General features: G+C 64.1%; 12 protein-coding genes, 1 tRNA gene and 1 pseudogene. 7 read left to right on the forward strand and 7 right to left on the reverse strand.

Annotated elements, in window-relative coordinates; genetic code table 11:
• Positions 1 to 111: 111 nt before the first annotated feature.
• From ACK1U9_RS21130 to ACK1U9_RS21140, 3 genes are all read right to left on the reverse strand, one after another.
• Entirely contained in the window at positions 112 to 1,269 is a 1,158-nt protein-coding gene (locus ACK1U9_RS21130) for an MFS transporter (protein ID WP_449110160.1), read from the reverse strand.
• Positions 1,270 to 1,352: 83 nt separating this feature from the next.
• Positions 1,353 to 1,490, reverse strand: a complete 138-nt coding sequence (locus tag ACK1U9_RS21135; RefSeq protein WP_173015086.1) for a hypothetical protein — start codon at positions 1,488 to 1,490, stop codon at positions 1,353 to 1,355.
• Positions 1,491 to 1,716: 226 nt separating this feature from the next.
• A complete protein-coding gene (locus ACK1U9_RS21140) occupies positions 1,717 to 2,931 on the reverse strand; it encodes an MFS transporter (RefSeq protein ID WP_085601888.1) in 1,215 nt (404 codons plus the stop codon).
• A gap of 200 nt (positions 2,932 to 3,131) precedes the next feature.
• Between ACK1U9_RS21140 and ACK1U9_RS21145 the strand changes: the two are divergent.
• Positions 3,132 to 3,674 (forward strand): annotated as a pseudogene (locus ACK1U9_RS21145) (FecR family protein); the annotation flags it as partial.
• 130 nt (positions 3,675 to 3,804) lie between these two features.
• Positions 3,805 to 3,881, forward strand: a tRNA-Met gene (locus ACK1U9_RS21150).
• Between the two features lie 87 nt (positions 3,882 to 3,968).
• Here ACK1U9_RS21150 and ACK1U9_RS21155 read toward each other — a convergent pair.
• Positions 3,969 to 4,583 carry a LysE family translocator gene (locus tag ACK1U9_RS21155; protein WP_449110161.1) on the reverse strand — a complete coding sequence of 205 codons (615 nt, stop codon included), beginning with the start codon at positions 4,581 to 4,583 and terminating at the stop codon, positions 3,969 to 3,971.
• 244 nt (positions 4,584 to 4,827) lie between these two features.
• Here ACK1U9_RS21155 and ACK1U9_RS21160 point away from each other — a divergent pair, with 244 nt between their 5' ends.
• Positions 4,828 to 5,745, forward strand: a complete 918-nt coding sequence (locus ACK1U9_RS21160) for a LysR substrate-binding domain-containing protein (protein WP_284385790.1) — start codon at positions 4,828 to 4,830, stop codon at positions 5,743 to 5,745.
• On the opposite strand, the gene ACK1U9_RS21165 is transcribed toward ACK1U9_RS21160, so the two are convergent.
• Complete coding sequence (locus ACK1U9_RS21165; protein WP_449110162.1) at positions 5,685 to 6,266, reverse strand: D-Ala-D-Ala carboxypeptidase family metallohydrolase; 582 nt, start codon at positions 6,264 to 6,266, stop codon at positions 5,685 to 5,687. The two genes, ACK1U9_RS21160 and ACK1U9_RS21165, sit on opposite strands and share 61 nt — an antisense overlap.
• 67 nt (positions 6,267 to 6,333) lie before the next feature.
• Here ACK1U9_RS21165 and ACK1U9_RS21170 point away from each other — a divergent pair, with 67 nt between their 5' ends.
• Complete coding sequence (locus ACK1U9_RS21170; protein ID WP_046616793.1) at positions 6,334 to 7,491, forward strand: hypothetical protein; 1,158 nt, start codon at positions 6,334 to 6,336, stop codon at positions 7,489 to 7,491.
• Between the two features lie 16 nt (positions 7,492 to 7,507).
• Here the strand turns inward: ACK1U9_RS21170 and rimI are convergent, their stop codons facing one another.
• Together rimI and ACK1U9_RS21180 are read right to left on the reverse strand one after the other, a co-directional pair.
• Positions 7,508 to 7,963 carry a ribosomal protein S18-alanine N-acetyltransferase gene (gene rimI / locus ACK1U9_RS21175; RefSeq protein WP_046616794.1) on the reverse strand — a complete coding sequence of 152 codons (456 nt, stop codon included), beginning with the start codon at positions 7,961 to 7,963 and terminating at the stop codon, positions 7,508 to 7,510.
• Positions 7,960 to 8,745 (reverse strand): energy transducer TonB, encoded by a 786-nt coding sequence (locus tag ACK1U9_RS21180; RefSeq protein WP_196182832.1) that lies wholly within the window; start codon positions 8,743 to 8,745, stop codon positions 7,960 to 7,962. Before ACK1U9_RS21180 ends, rimI begins: the two co-directional genes overlap by 4 nt.
• A 237-nt stretch (positions 8,746 to 8,982) precedes the next feature.
• Between ACK1U9_RS21180 and mksB the strand changes: the two genes are divergently transcribed.
• Genes mksB through mksF form a run of 3 tightly spaced genes read left to right on the forward strand, consistent with a single transcriptional unit; the run spans position 8,983 to position 13,800 of the window.
• Complete coding sequence (mksB, locus tag ACK1U9_RS21185) at positions 8,983 to 10,272, forward strand: Mks condensin complex protein MksB (protein ID WP_449110163.1); 1,290 nt, start codon at positions 8,983 to 8,985, stop codon at positions 10,270 to 10,272.
• On the forward strand, positions 10,262 to 10,969 hold the full coding sequence (gene mksE / locus ACK1U9_RS21190) for an Mks condensin complex protein MksE (protein WP_013970824.1): 708 nt from the start codon (positions 10,262 to 10,264) through the stop codon (positions 10,967 to 10,969). The genes mksB and mksE overlap by 11 nt, the downstream gene beginning before the upstream one ends.
• The gene (gene mksF / locus ACK1U9_RS21195; RefSeq protein WP_046616798.1) at positions 10,966 to 13,800 is read left to right on the forward strand and encodes an Mks condensin complex protein MksF; all 2,835 of its coding nucleotides are present in this window, start codon (positions 10,966 to 10,968) and stop codon (positions 13,798 to 13,800) included. The genes mksE and mksF overlap by 4 nt, the downstream gene beginning before the upstream one ends.
• Positions 13,801 to 13,838 lie beyond the last annotated feature (38 nt).

A 13,838-nucleotide genomic window follows, 5' to 3' on the forward strand; every position in this document is an offset into this window, starting at 1 on the left:
CGCGAAGCGGCCCCAGCAATCTGTCCGGCGCAGTTGAAACCCTGGGGCCGCTTTGCGGCCCTTTCGCGACACAAGGCCGCTCCCACAGGTATTGCGCAGCCCTGGAGGACCTCAGTCCGCCACCGCCGGCAAGCGCCCCGTGCGCCGGTACGACTGCCGGGCAAAGCACACGAACAACCCGGCCATCAGCGCCAGCGCGATGGGCAGACCATGCGGCGCCACATCCATCGCCGCACCGCTGACCAGCGGCCCGACCAGGCTACCCACACCCCAGAGCAAGCCCACGCTGGCGTTGGCGGTAACCAGGTCCTGCCCCTTGAAGCGCTGCCCGATCAGTACCAGCGCCAGGGTATAGATGCCCCCTGCCACGGCACCCAGCAGCACCAGCAGCGGCCACAGCAGCCAGGTCAGGTTCAGCAACCAGGGCAAGCCGATACCGATCGCCATCGCCAGCAACCCGCATACCAGGTGCAGCCCGGTGCGCTCCACCCGGTCGGCCAACCAGCCAAGCGGCAACTGGAACAACATGTCACCGGCAAACACCACCGTCACCATCAGCGCCGCCGCGCCAACGGCGAAGCCATGGCTGGTGGCATACACCGGCAGCAGCGACAGCACCACGGCATCGAAGAACGAGAAGAACAGCACCGCCACGCACAACGCCGGCGCCACGCGGAAGAAGCCGGCCAGACCGAAGCTCTTTTCACCCTCTTCATGTTCCACATGGTCGTGGGGCACGGTCAGCACGATGCACAGCAGCGCCAGGCCATAGCAGACGGTGACCACACCGGTGATCCACGGGCTGTCCGCGCCCAGTACCGCCAGCATGGCCGGGCCGAGCACCTGGAAACCGGTGAAGCTGGTAGCGTAAAGGGCCATGATCTTGCCCCGGTTGTGCTCCGGACACAGTTCGTTGACCCACGACTCGCCGAGGATGATGGCGATACCCATGCCCAGCCCCAGGCCCAGGCGCAGCAGCGCCAGCAGCCACAGCGTGCCGAATGCCGACTCGAGCAAGGCAATGCTGAGCGTGCACAGGCTGAAGCACAGCAGGTAAATGGTGCGCCGAGTGAGGTGGCGACAGCAGGCGTCGACCAGGAACGCCGAGAGCATCATGCCCGCAGCGGGTATGGCCGAGATGATGCCGATTTCAAGAGTGCTCGCACCGGCTTCATGCAGGCGCAACGACACCAGCGGCAGGCTGGCCCCCAAACTGAAACCCACGACCGAAACGGCGAACAACAAGCCCGCCAGCAAACGCATGTTCATGTACCACTCCTTGCAAACCGAAAAGACGTGCAGACACAGGCGCGCACGCCAGGGCGGCGAGCGACGCGAAAGCGCAGATCAGTTCAGGCGAGGTGTGGCGAGAAGGTGAAGGCAAACAGCACGCTGCGGCGACGCTTGAGCACCGTGTCGCTCGGCCACGCGCGACGCAGGGCCTGGAAGGCAGGCTGGCGGGCGTTTGGCAGGGACTGGGGACGGCACATTGCTTTGACTACTACGCAGGTGGTTGAAGAAAGGGCGGACTCTAGGTCAAGGGTGGTCAAGTCGTCAAATTTCGGGGAGCAACCGCCTTGCATGGCCTCCAAACCTGCGCGGGCCGTTGCAGGAGCAGCCTTGTGCTGCGAAGAGGCCGGCAAGACAACAAATTGTCTTCGCCAGTAATGGCCGCTTCGCAGCACAAGGCTGCTCCTACAGGTTCTGTGCATGCTTTCAGCGCTTGCCGGTACTTGGCAAGAACACCGCCAACAACCCGAACAACGGCAGGAACGAACACACCTCGTACACATACTCGATGCCACGCAGGTCCGCCACATACCCCAGCAAGGCCGCACCGATGCCACCAAAGCCGAACATCAGCCCGAAGAAGATCCCTGCAATCATGCCTACGCTGCCCGGCACCAGCTCTTGCGCATACACCACGATCGCGGAAAATGCCGAAGCCAGGATAAAGCCGATCACCACGCTCAACACGGTGGTCCAGAACAGGTCGGCATACGGCAGCACCAGGGTGAACGGCGCCACGCCGAGGATCGAGAACCAGATCACCGCCTTGCGCCCAATGCGGTCACCGATCGGCCCGCCAAAGAAGGTACCTGCCGCCACCGCACCGAGGAACAGGAACAGGTGCAGCTGCGAGCTGGCCACCGACACCTCGAACTTCTCGATCAGGTAGAAGGTGAAGTAGCTGGTGAAGCTGGCCATGTAGAAGTACTTGGAGAACACCAGCAGGCCCAGCACGATCAGCGCCGCGACCACCCGCCCGCGGGAAATGCCATGGGTCGCCTGCACTGCCTTGCGCGCCTTGGCCTGGTTGAGGTGCTCCTTGTACCAGCCACGCAGCATCAGGGTGACGCCGAGGAAGAACAGCGCAGCCAGGCCGAACCAGGCCACGTGGCTCTGGCCGAACGGAATGACAATGGCCGCTGCCAGCAGCGGGCCCAGCGCAGAGCCGGTGTTGCCGCCGACCTGGAAGGTCGACTGGGCCAGGCCGAAGCGCCCGCCCGAGGCCAGGCGCGCAATACGCGAGGTTTCCGGGTGGAAGGTCGACGAGCCGATCCCCACCAGTGCCGAGGCCAGCAGGATCATGGGGAAGCTGCCGACGAAGGCCAGCATCACGATACCCACCAAGGTACACAGGGTACCCAGCGGCAGCAGGTTCGGCGCCGGTCGGCGATCGGTGAAGAAGCCGACCCAAGGTTGCAGCAGCGAGGCGGTGATCTGGAACGTCAGGGTAATCATGCCGATCTGGGCGAAACTCAAGTCGTAGTTGGCCTTGAGCATCGGGTAGATCGCCGGCAGCACCGACTGGATCAGGTCATTGATCAGGTGCGCCAGGGCGCAGAAACCGATAATGCGCATCACCAGCGGGGTGGCTTGGCTTGCCGCCGCACTGGTGGGCGCCGTGGAGGCGCTACTGATAGCCATGTGCCTGAATCTCCGTCGGCAGTTTGGGATCCGATTATCGGAAAACAAATAGATACATAGCTACCTTTTTTCTCTCTCTGTCGCGACTCACTTGAAAATGGTTATCAATATAATTAGCATCCTTGGCCCATACCCCCGTCATCGTTGGGCGAAACGGCCCCTAACGCGAGCAGATCGAACCCATGAGCCCGACGCCCGCCGAGCAGTTGCAGCCTGCCCGCCCCCGCCCACGGCAGATCAACACGCGCCGCAGCCCATTGGGCAGATGGCTGGCACTGCTATTCCTGCTGGGGCTGGGCGCTGCAGCCTATCTGTACTGGCCGCTGATGCAGCGCCTGGGCAGCGAATTGCACACCGATGCAGGTGAGCGCCGCAGCATCCGCCTGGCCGACGGCACCACCCTGCACCTGGGCAGCGCCAGCGCGATTAACGCCGACCTGCGCGGCCGCACGCGCCAGCTGCAGCTGGTGCAGGGCCGGGTATACCTTGAAGTGATGCTCGACGGCCGAGCCATGGAAGTGACTGTGGGCGATGCGCGCGTCCAGGTGTTTGGTACCCGCCTGCAGGTCGCCCGCCATGCTGGTCATGACGAACTGGTGGTGCTCAACGGCAAAGCCATGGTCATCCAGCGCGGCGAACAGCGCATGGTGTCGGCGGGCGAACGGGTAACCTTCGATGGCGCAAGTATCGGCCCGGTACTGAAAGCCGACCTCAAGGCCACCGATGGCTGGCGCATCGGGCAGTAGAAAGCCGGCGGCATGCCGTTGGACACGGCAAAACGCGGGCCTGGCCGCTAAGTTTTTGAAAGCGTGCAAATTTTTTTTGAAATGAGTGTTGACAGAGGGGCCGTTCAAGAGAATAATGCGCGCCATCGGCTACATAGCTCAGTTGGTTAGAGCATAGCATTCATAATGCTGGGGTCCGGGGTTCAAGTCCCTGTGTAGCCACCAAACAAGACGAAGGGCTTACCGCAAGGTAAGCCCTTTTTCTTTGCCTGCAAAAAATGCCCCCCCCCTACTGGACATGCAATCGCCACCTCAACGCATGCCGGTCACCGCCACAGCCAGGCCCAACCCGATCAGCGCCAGGCCGATTACCCTGTCCACCAGCCTCTGTCGCTGGATCATCGCCTTGCGCAATGCCGCGCTGGAGAAGAACACCGCCACCAGACTGAACCACAGCCAGTGGGCAACGGACATGAAAGCGCCGTAGGCAAAATCCAGCGCCAGCGAGCTGCCAGGCTGTACCACCTGAGTGAAGGCACTGATGACGAACAGCATGGTCTTGGGGTTGAGAGCGTTGGTCAGAAAGCCCGTGCGCAGGGCCTGCGTTACGCTGGCGGCGGATGCGGCAGCCCCGTCGAGGGTTAGGCGCCGGGTGTTGGTCAGCGACTGGTAGCCCAGGTAGACCAGGTAACCCGCGCCCAGCACTTTCATGCCCATAAACAGGGTCGGGCTCTGGCTGATGATCACCGCAATGCCCAGCACCGTGTACAGGACATGCACCTGCACTCCCAGGGCAATGCCCACGGCAGCCGCCAGCCCGGCCTTGCGGCCTTGTGCATAACTGCTTCGGGTGACCATGGCAAAGTCGGCACCGGGGCTGATGACGGCAAGCAGGGTGAACAGTGCGACGGCGATGAGTTCGGTCATGCTGGTGGCTCTCGATAGGCGATGGAAATGCACAGACCAGGCAATTATCGAGAGCTTATAGACCAGGAAAAATCGATTTATAGTGAAGCAAATCTGATAGTTTTTTTCACAGAGGTGTAGTGCCGGTGCCGGCCTCTTCGCGGGCTCGCCCGCTCCCACAGGTACCCCACAGCTCTCAGTTGGTGTGAAATCCTGTGGGAGCGGGCAAGCCCGCGAAGAGGTCGGTACTGGCAACACAAATGCCATGAAACTGCCGCCACTCAACGCCTTCCGCTACTTCGACATCGCTGCCGAAACCGAGAGCTTCGTGCGCGCCGCCGAGCACCTGCACGTCACCCATGGTGCAGTCAGCCGCCAGGTGCGCCTGCTTGAAGAAAGCCTTGGTGTGGAGTTGTTCGAGCGCCGCAACCGGGCCATTTTCCTTACCCCTGCCGGCCGTGCCTTGCAAGGCACTACCCAGGCGATCTTCGAGCAGCTCGAAGGCGCCGTGCAGCGCTTGCAGCAACAGGCCCGCGACAACGTGCTGGTGTTGTCGTGCGAGCCGACCATCGCCATGCGCTGGCTGATCCCGCGCCTGCCCCGCTTCCATGCCGCCAATCCCGACCTGCAGTTGCACCTGGTGGCCGCAGGCGGGCCACTTGACTTCGCCCGCACCGGGGTCGACCTGGCAATTCGCCGCGATGATTTTCACTGGGACAAGCAGCTGTACAACCAGAAGATCTGCGACGAATGGATCGGCCCGGTCTGCCATCCCGCCGCCCCCACCCAACTTGAAGGCCAACGCCTGCTGCACAGCGCCACCCGCCCCGGCGCCTGGCCCAACTGGCTGCGCCTGAGCGGCCAGCAGGCCCGACATACCGAGCGCGGCGACTACGAGCACTTCTACCTGTCGATTCAGGCCGCCAGCGCCGGCCTGGGCCTGGCCATGGCCTCAGCCCTGATGGTGCGCGACGAACTAGACAGCGGCCAATTACAGGCGCCGTTCGGCTTTGTGCGTGATGGCTCGGCATACCACCTGCTCAGCCCCAAGCCGCTAGAAGACGATGGCAAGCGCCAGCGCTTCGCCACGTGGGTGACGGGCGAATGCAGGAGCTGCCTGGCTCATCTGGGCTTGATACAGAACGACGAACCTGCACGGCCGTCGCCACCCCAGGTGCGATAACCCGCGGTATCCACATGAATACGCCCGGACAGATAGCGCCCCAGGCCCATGTTCCAGGCCTGGCCATACTGCTGCCAGAAACGGCACAGGGGGTTGGGGTCCGCCCAGTCGGGTAGCAGGATATCGACGGCGAACGCCCGGGTATGGGCGCTGTTGGCCGCCCCGCCGGCGCAGACGTTCAGGCGTGGGTCTCGATAGGCCGAAACCACCTCGAACTGGCGCAGGATGCCCTGGTCATGGAGCGTCTTGATCAGCGAGAGTGTCGAGCGCACCGCGGGCCAGTTGCTGGTGGGCGGCACGGCGAAGGGGGACGCGTGGCACAGCTTCCAGTCCGAAGCCGAACGCAGCAGTTGATGGATAGGCACCATGCCGTAAAGGCGGGCATCCACAAGCATCTCGCGAAATGGCCGTGTCTGATGGTCGCCGGCCCATTGAGCGAACAACCAGACATCACGCTCATCAGCCTTCGCCACCGCACACAACATGGCCAGCACCAGCGGCAGCCATCCAGCTCTTTTCATCCCTGCACCCCTTGCCACAGTATGTGCCACGCTGCCGAATACGGCTGCGCCCAACAAGGAGTTAAGCATGCACAAGATGGCAATACCGAGCCTTGCCGCCCTGGCCTTCAGCGGCCTTGCAGCCGCCGATGCGCGAATCGACCTGGGCGACGCCCAGCGCGTCACCCGCCTTTTCGCCTTCCCCAACAACTGCCACGTGATCTGTTATCGCGACTGGACCCTGGAGCAAACCGTAGAACACTATCTGACCCAAAGCGTTCGCCGCGACGGCCATGCCGCTGCCCAGGTACATGTAAGCCGCGACAACGATCGCCTGCACGCAACCATCAGTGGCGTACCCGCCAACTATGCAAAACCCCTGCGCAAGCTGCTCGACAGCGGTGATCTTGCCTATCAGGCAGCCACTCGACTGAACGAGGAAGGCAAATGGTCCTATGACTGGTATCTGTTCCTGCCACTGGGCATGGCCCTGCAGAATCGCCGCAGCATCGAACTGCTGCACTTCCCGCCGGACTACTCGCTGACCCAGGCCCAGGACTACCTACGCTCCAATACCACCGACCGCTGGGCCGAGCTGTTGACATTCAACGGTGTCGACGCCAGCCAGACCCCGGCCTACCAGACCATCATAGATATCGCTCCCATCGCCGCGCCCGCCAGCGCGGGTGAAACGCTGAAGGAAACCTACAGCTACTTCAAGGACTACCAGGTGCGCATGGTCAGCGAGATGACTCTGCAAAACCCCGCCAGGCCCCTGCCGATGGTGGCCTTCGGCGCGCCGGTACGCAGCTGGATCCAGCAGCAGTACGGGCCACAGGTAGATGTGCTGGGCCTGGTCAGCATCAGCCCGCAGCCAGGTGCCAAGGTGCCGGTGCTGGGTGCCAACCACCCTAGTGCCATCTGGTATGCCTCTAACAAGGACAGCCATGGTGGCGACCAGGATGCAGCCGATGCTGCTGGTTTGAAGATGATGGGGCAGGACCTGACGGCCGCCTGCTGGCAGGCGGGGATGGGGCGCAATCAGCGGGCCGACGCCAAGCTGACGCTGGATGCCTGCTCGAACAAGTGGCAGGTGACGCAGAAGAAACAGACCTGCGAACTGTTCTTCCGCACCGTGCGCAAGTACACGCCAGAGCAGGCCGCAGCCAAATGCAATACCGGCAGCGTGACCAGAAGCCTGCGCGACCTGGCCAAGCCGATGGAGGCCCAGCCACAGGACCTGTGAATGAAGCCCGCCCTGCTCAATCTTCGAGCAGGGTGCAGGCCATCACCAGCGCGTCTTCACGGCCGCCGGCAACCGGGTAATAGTCGCGGCGGCGGCCGATTTCGTTGAACCCGTAGCGCTCGTACAAACGATAGGCCGACTGGTTGCTGGCGCGCACTTCCAGGAAGCACTCGCGGCCATTGAGCTGGTAGGCCCGGGCCATCAGGTGCTCGAGCAGGCGCAGGCCCAGGCCGCGGCCCTGATTTTCCGGCTTGACGGTGATGTTGAGCAGGTGCGCCTCGTCGATGATCACGTTGATCACGCCGTGGCCCACCTGCTGCTGGCCGTCGAACATCAGCCAGACTTCGTACGACTTGAGCGCATCCTGAAAAATCCCGCGCGTCCAGGGATGACTGAACGCGGCATATTCGATCTTAAGTACGGCATCCAGATCCGCCTCGGTCATAGGGCGGAAACTGATCGAGTCACTCATTCAACGCTCTTCCAGCGCGCCATCAGCTGGCGCATGGCTTTCCAGACGTCCGCCTTGCGCTGCGGCTCGTCCATCAACAGTTCAAGGCCCGGCAAGGCCCAGGCTTCGCCCAGGCCCTCGAGCTTCAGGGGTTGGTAATAGGCTTCGCCGTCGACATTGGCGGCAAAGCGCAGCGCCGGCAGGCCGACCAGCCACAGGCAAGTGCACGGGGCGTCCTCCAGGCGCGCCTGGACAAAGCCCTGGACGAAATCGCGCGCCGCCTCCGGGCCCTGGTCCATGTTGCCGCGCACCAGCAGCGGCCAGCGCACCGGCTCGCCGATGATCTGCGGAGCGTCGGGCAGGCCGGCGGCGCGCAGCATGTCCTTGAGCAGCAGGTACGACGGGTCGCGGCTCTGGAACGGCTGGCCGGTGGCCAACTCCACCAGCAGCAGGCAGCTGCCGGCACGCAGCAACTGCAACGAGAAGCGCGGGGGTGGCACCGGGGCCGGGCGCGGTGGCGCGGCCTGCTCCTCGGCCTCGGCAGGCTTGGCGGCCGGCTTGGGCGCACTGCCCGGGCGCGGAATCTCGATTTTGGGCCGCTCGCCAGAGCGGGCCTGGGGAGTGGCCGGCGCCTCGCTGGCAGCCGGTGCCGGCCTTACGTCGAAATCGAGGTCCTCGACCGGCGCCACCGGCAGCAGCAGCTCGGGCCGCGACGGTGCGGCGAACGGCAGTTCGGCGCGCGGCAGCCAGTGCACCACTTGCATGGCGGAAAGGTAGGCGCGGCGACGGGGTTCGGTGAGCAAGGGGCGGGTTTCCGAGGGGTGAAGGCAATAGGGGATTCTAACGTGTACACCGTGGTTTTTGCAGCGCCTATCAGACCGAGCGCCGCGCGGGCGGCGCTCGGTCTGAATGCCACCACAAAAATCAAACCATACCCACTTACGCCATAAGGTTATCCCCCATTACAGACCAAGGGGTGAAAACCTCCCCCTCGGATGCAGTACAATCGCCCCCTTTTTCTTGGCAACGAGTCGAAGCCAATGATCGAACCCAAGCGCGTCCTGCGCGCCCTAGCCGAACACTGGGCCCTGATCGAGCCGCTGTGCGAGCGTTTCGACCAGGGCACCCTGAGCCTGGTCGAATTGCGTCAGCACGTGGCACGCCAGCAGGTCGAGAGCACCCCGCAGGACATCACCCAGCTGCTCGACGTGTGGATCCGCCTGGATATCCTGGTCCCGGTGGCCAAGAGCCCGAACCGTTTCGAGCTCAACGCGCAGATCCACGATTTCCTCGCCTACCTGCGCCGCGAACACCGGCTGGGCCTGTGTCTGGAGATCGAAGCCTACCTGCGCCATCTGGAGCGCCTGGCCGGGCATATCCAGGACGCCTTCGACAACCGCGACAGCGACGACCTGGCGCGCCAGCTGCGCCTGCTCGACATGCGCGTGCGCGATGTACTGAAGAAGCTCGACAACGACGAGCAGGCACTGGTAGCCGTGGCCGAGCGGGCCAAGACCAGCAACCGCCAGATCCCGCTGCGCCAGCGCTATGCCGAAGTACTGGCGACCTGGGACGAGTACGTCGAGCCGATGATCCAGTTGGTCAACGCCGATGGCGCCTTCGAACAGGGCGTGCGCAAGGTCGAGACCGTGCTGCTGAAGCTGCTGGGCGAACAGGCGCGCCTGGGCCACCTGGTCGACGACGACATGCTGTTGCGCACCCACGCGCGCATCCTGGAAATGCAGACCAGCGCCCAGCTGACCCTGCGCCACGCCCGCGAACTGCTGCTGCCTCTGCGTGAGGAAGCCCGCCGGCACAACGCCGTGACCCGTGGCGCCGCACTGGCCCTGTCGGTGATCCGGCGCAAGGGCATCGACGCCGTACCGCAAGCGGCCATGCCGATGTTCACCCGCCCGCAAAGCACTTTCCTCGGCAGCGCCAGCCAGGTCGAGACCTATGTCTACGCCCTGGCCCGCTTCGAGCCCAAGCCGGCGCGCTTCCCCAAGGCCCACAAGACCCAGTCCGGCGCCCTGCCCCGTGCACCGCGCACGGTCAAGGAAATGGCCGAACGCTGCGAACAGGCCCTGCCGCTGCCCGACCTGATGGTCTGGCTGCTGGAGCAGGAGCCCGAAGGCGCCACCGACGAGCTGCTGTACTGGTTCTCGCGCCTGTCGCGGGAAAAGCGCTTCAAGCGCGAACGCCTCGACCGCCGCGAGTACATCACCCAGGAACACCTGGTCAGCCTGCGCTCGTTCGCCCTGACTTCCAGCCGCGAAGACGCCGCCAGCGCGCCTACCGAATCCAACGCGAGCCCAGCCCATGCATCTTGATCTTTCCGAACTGTCCCAGCTCGCGCCAATCTTCCGCGAGCTGTTCAAAGGCTTCCACGTCAGCCGCCGCGACCCCGAGCTGTACGCCCAGCTGTCGAACTTCCAGGACCAGTACCGCACCCTGTTCAAGGCCCTGGGCTTCGAACTGGTGTGCGACACCCGTGGCTTCTACTACTTCGTGCCGGACATGACCGCCGCGCAGGTCAACAAGACCGCGCAGCGCCTGTCGCTGTTCACCTTCATCCTGGTCGAACACCTGGCCGACCAGGGCCGCGACCCGATGGCCGTGCTCGATGGCGGCAGCATCGGCCGTGACGAACTGCCATCGCTGCTGGACAAGTACCGCGACCTGTTCCTGCAGGCCGAAGTGCAAACCGTGGACGAGCTGGAAGAAAAAATCCTGCGCCGCATGACACAGCTCGGCTTCGCCTTCGAGGAAGGCGGCATCTACCGCTTCCTGCCGCCTATGCATCGCTTCCTCGACGTGTGCCTGGCCGTGCAGCAGGACCGCGACCTGGCAGCCACCCTGCACAGCGACCTGCCGCTGCCGACCCCGGTACTGGTCGAGGAAGAAAGCCCCGAAGAACTCAACCGCACCGACGACCCGCTCGACCTCAGCCCGTTCGAGGGCGAGGAAAGCGAAGAGGAAGCCCTGGCCCGGGCCATCCGCGAAGAGCAACAGGAGATTGACGCATGAGCCAGGAACGCTACGGCATCCGCCGCTTCGCACTGCTCAACACCGCCGGCTACAGCCTTGGCCTTTTCCCACTGGAACAGCCGCTGTCGGTCTACGGTGCCAACAACCTGGGTAAATCGGCGTCGATCAACGCCCTGCAGTTCCCGATCCTGGCGCGCATGTCGGACATGAGCTTCGGCAAGTACAGCCTCGAGCAGTCGCGCCGCTTCTACTTCGCCAGCGACACCTCGTACATTCTCTGCGAACTGAGCCTGCCCCACGGCCCGCACGTCATCGGCGTTGTCGGCCGCGGCCCGGGCGGCGGCTTCGGCCACCAGTTCTTTGCCTACAAGGGCGAACTGGACCTGGCCCACTATCAGAAGAACGACACCTGCCTGCGCCAGAAAGAGCTGTTCACCAACCTCGAGCGCCTGGGTATCAAGGCCTACGAGCTGAAGCCGGACGAACTGCGTCGTCTGCTGGTTGGTGGCCACACCTCGGTGCCGCTGGACCTGACCATGATCCCGCTGCGCTCGACCAGCGAGCAAAGCCTGAAAACCTTCCGCGCGTTGTTCATCAACCTGCTGCACATGCGCGAAATCACCGCCGCCAAGCTCAAGCAGCTGTTCCTCGACGCCTTCGAGCACAGCCTGCGCTCCGGCAGCGTCGACTACATCGCCGCCTGTGAGGAAGCCTTCCGCGACGTGCGCCGCATGGAACAGGACTACAACGCCCTGGTCGCCGCCGGCCCGCTGGTCGAGGCCCTGGCCGGTGGTGTGGCCCAGCGCGACATCCTGCGCGGCAAGCTGCACCGCATTTCGCCAGTGCTCGACACCCTGCTGGGCACTTGGCAGGAATACGCCATGGCTCGCAAGGAAGAGCTGGTGATCCAGGCCGAACACTACCGTGGCGAGCAGGACCGCCTGCAGAACGACCAGCGCGGCGGCACCCAGGAGCTGATGCGCCTGGAGCGTGAAATCACCGGTATCCAGCGCTGGCTGGGCGAGCTGTCGGTGCTCAAGCACCGCTTCGCCCTGGTCGATGACGTCAAGGTGCTGGAGCAGCAACTGCTGGCAGCCAAGGACGCCCACGACGAACTGGCTGGCGCCCTCGCCCAGTCGCGGCAGTTCAGCGCCGAAGACCTGGACGAACGCGTCCGCGACCTGGAAAAGCGCCTGAAGCAGGTCAAGCAACAGCTCGACCACGCCGACAACAACAGCTATGCCCGCCTGCGCGAAGAGTTCTCGCAGCAGGACGTCGACCGCCTGATGCGCCTGTTCAACGGCGCACTGTTCAGCCTGCCGCTGGGTGACCGCGGTATCGAACTGGACGACAGCGACCTGTGGGTAAAATCGCTGGAAGCGGTGCTCGATGGCTTCAAGGGCGAACGCTTCGAAGCCCCGGGCCTGTCCATCGACCTTTCGCACATCGACCCACCGGCACTGCAGGCCCTGGCCGACCGCGCCGCCCTGCGTGACCAGAAAGAGCGCCTGGAAAAAGAGCTGAAGCAGCTCAAGACCCAGCAAGCCGTAGCCGCCGACCGCTCCGCCTCCAAGGCGCAGACCGAAGCCCTGTACCAGGAAGTACTGGACGCGCAGAAGGCGCTGGAAGACTTCCGCCGCAGCGAAACCCTGGCCGCCGAAGAGCCCGAGAAACTGGAACAGCTGTCGCAGCTCGAAGCCGCCCAGGATGAACTCAAGCGCTCCAGCGACGCTTTCACCGAACGAGTCCAGCAACTGTCGGCCAAGCTGCAACTGGTCGGCCGACAGATCGGCGACCTCGAGGCCAAGCAGCGCACCTTGGAAGACGCCCTGCGCCGTCGCCAGCTGCTGCCGGCCGACCTGCCCTATGGCACGCCGTACATGGAAGCCATCGACGACTCGATGGACAACCTGCTGCCGCTGCTCAACGACTACCAGGACAGCTGGCAGAGCCTGCAGCGGGTGGACAACCAGATCGAGGCGCTGTACGCCCAGGTGCGCCTGAAAGGCGTGGCCAAGTTCGACAGCGAAGACGACATGGAACGCCGCCTGCAGCTGCTGGTGAACGCCTATGCGCACCGCACCGACGAAGCCCTGACCTTGGCCAAGGCCCGCCGCGCCGCGGTCACCGACATCGCCCGGACCTTGCGCAACATCCGCAGCGACTACGACAGCCTCGAGCACCAGCTGGCCCTGTTCAACCGCGAGATCAACAGGCGCCAGGTATCCAACCTGGAGAGCTTCCGCGTGGTGCTGGCGCCGAACAAGGAAGCGCTCAAGCACATCGACCAGATCATCCACAGCGCCGGTCAATACGAAGAAGGCGAAACCCTGTCGGTATTCGACCTGACCCAGAGCGCCGAGCAGGACAACAAGAACGAAGAGGCCAAGGAATACCTGGCACGGCTGGTGGCGGCCAACCACAACCAGCTGGGCCTGAAGGACCTGTTCGAGCTGGCGTTCGAGATCACCAAGGTCAACGGCCAGCCGGTGATCCACGCCGACATTGACGGCGCGGCATCCAACGGCACCACCATGACCATCAAGGCGCTGACCAACATGTACCTGTTGCTGCACCTGATGGACCGCGACCTGGCCGGGCGCATCCGCCTGCCGTACTACCTGGACGAAGCGGCGGACATCGACGAACGCAACCAGGCTGCGCTGCTGGAAACCAGCCTGCAGCTGGGCTTCGTCCCGATCCTGGCGAGCGTGAAGCCGCAGGTGTCTGCGCGCGTGGCGATCGACCTGGAAGGTGGCAGCGGGCCGAATGGCATCTACATCGACGAGGCGGACTGGAAGTTCATCAGCCGTCGGGATGAGGTGAAGGCGGTTGTGCGTGAGGATCATCAGGCCGAGGAATTGGCCTGAGGTAATTGGGGCCGCTTTGCGGCCCTTTCGCCGGGCAA

It is taken from the genome of Pseudomonas sp. XP1 (assembly GCF_053557675.1).

Excerpts from the sequence above, each read along its gene's own strand:
- mksF (WP_046616798.1), top strand. The coding sequence starts at position 10,966 with ATGAGCCAGGAACGCTACGGCATCCGCCGCTTCGCACTGCTCAACACC.
- mksE (WP_013970824.1), top strand. The coding sequence starts at position 10,262 with ATGCATCTTGATCTTTCCGAACTGTCCCAGCTCGCGCCAATCTTCCGC.
- ACK1U9_RS21135 (WP_173015086.1), bottom strand. The coding sequence starts at position 1,490 with ATGTGCCGTCCCCAGTCCCTGCCAAACGCCCGCCAGCCTGCCTTCCAG.
- ACK1U9_RS21130 (WP_449110160.1), bottom strand. The coding sequence starts at position 1,269 with ATGAACATGCGTTTGCTGGCGGGCTTGTTGTTCGCCGTTTCGGTCGTG.
- ACK1U9_RS21170 (WP_046616793.1), top strand. The coding sequence starts at position 6,334 with ATGCACAAGATGGCAATACCGAGCCTTGCCGCCCTGGCCTTCAGCGGC.
- ACK1U9_RS21140 (WP_085601888.1), bottom strand. The coding sequence starts at position 2,931 with ATGGCTATCAGTAGCGCCTCCACGGCGCCCACCAGTGCGGCGGCAAGC.
- mksB (WP_449110163.1), top strand. The coding sequence starts at position 8,983 with ATGATCGAACCCAAGCGCGTCCTGCGCGCCCTAGCCGAACACTGGGCC.
- ACK1U9_RS21160 (WP_284385790.1), top strand. The coding sequence starts at position 4,828 with ATGAAACTGCCGCCACTCAACGCCTTCCGCTACTTCGACATCGCTGCC.
- ACK1U9_RS21155 (WP_449110161.1), bottom strand. The coding sequence starts at position 4,583 with ATGACCGAACTCATCGCCGTCGCACTGTTCACCCTGCTTGCCGTCATC.
- ACK1U9_RS21165 (WP_449110162.1), bottom strand. The coding sequence starts at position 6,266 with ATGAAAAGAGCTGGATGGCTGCCGCTGGTGCTGGCCATGTTGTGTGCG.
- rimI (WP_046616794.1), bottom strand. The coding sequence starts at position 7,963 with ATGAGTGACTCGATCAGTTTCCGCCCTATGACCGAGGCGGATCTGGAT.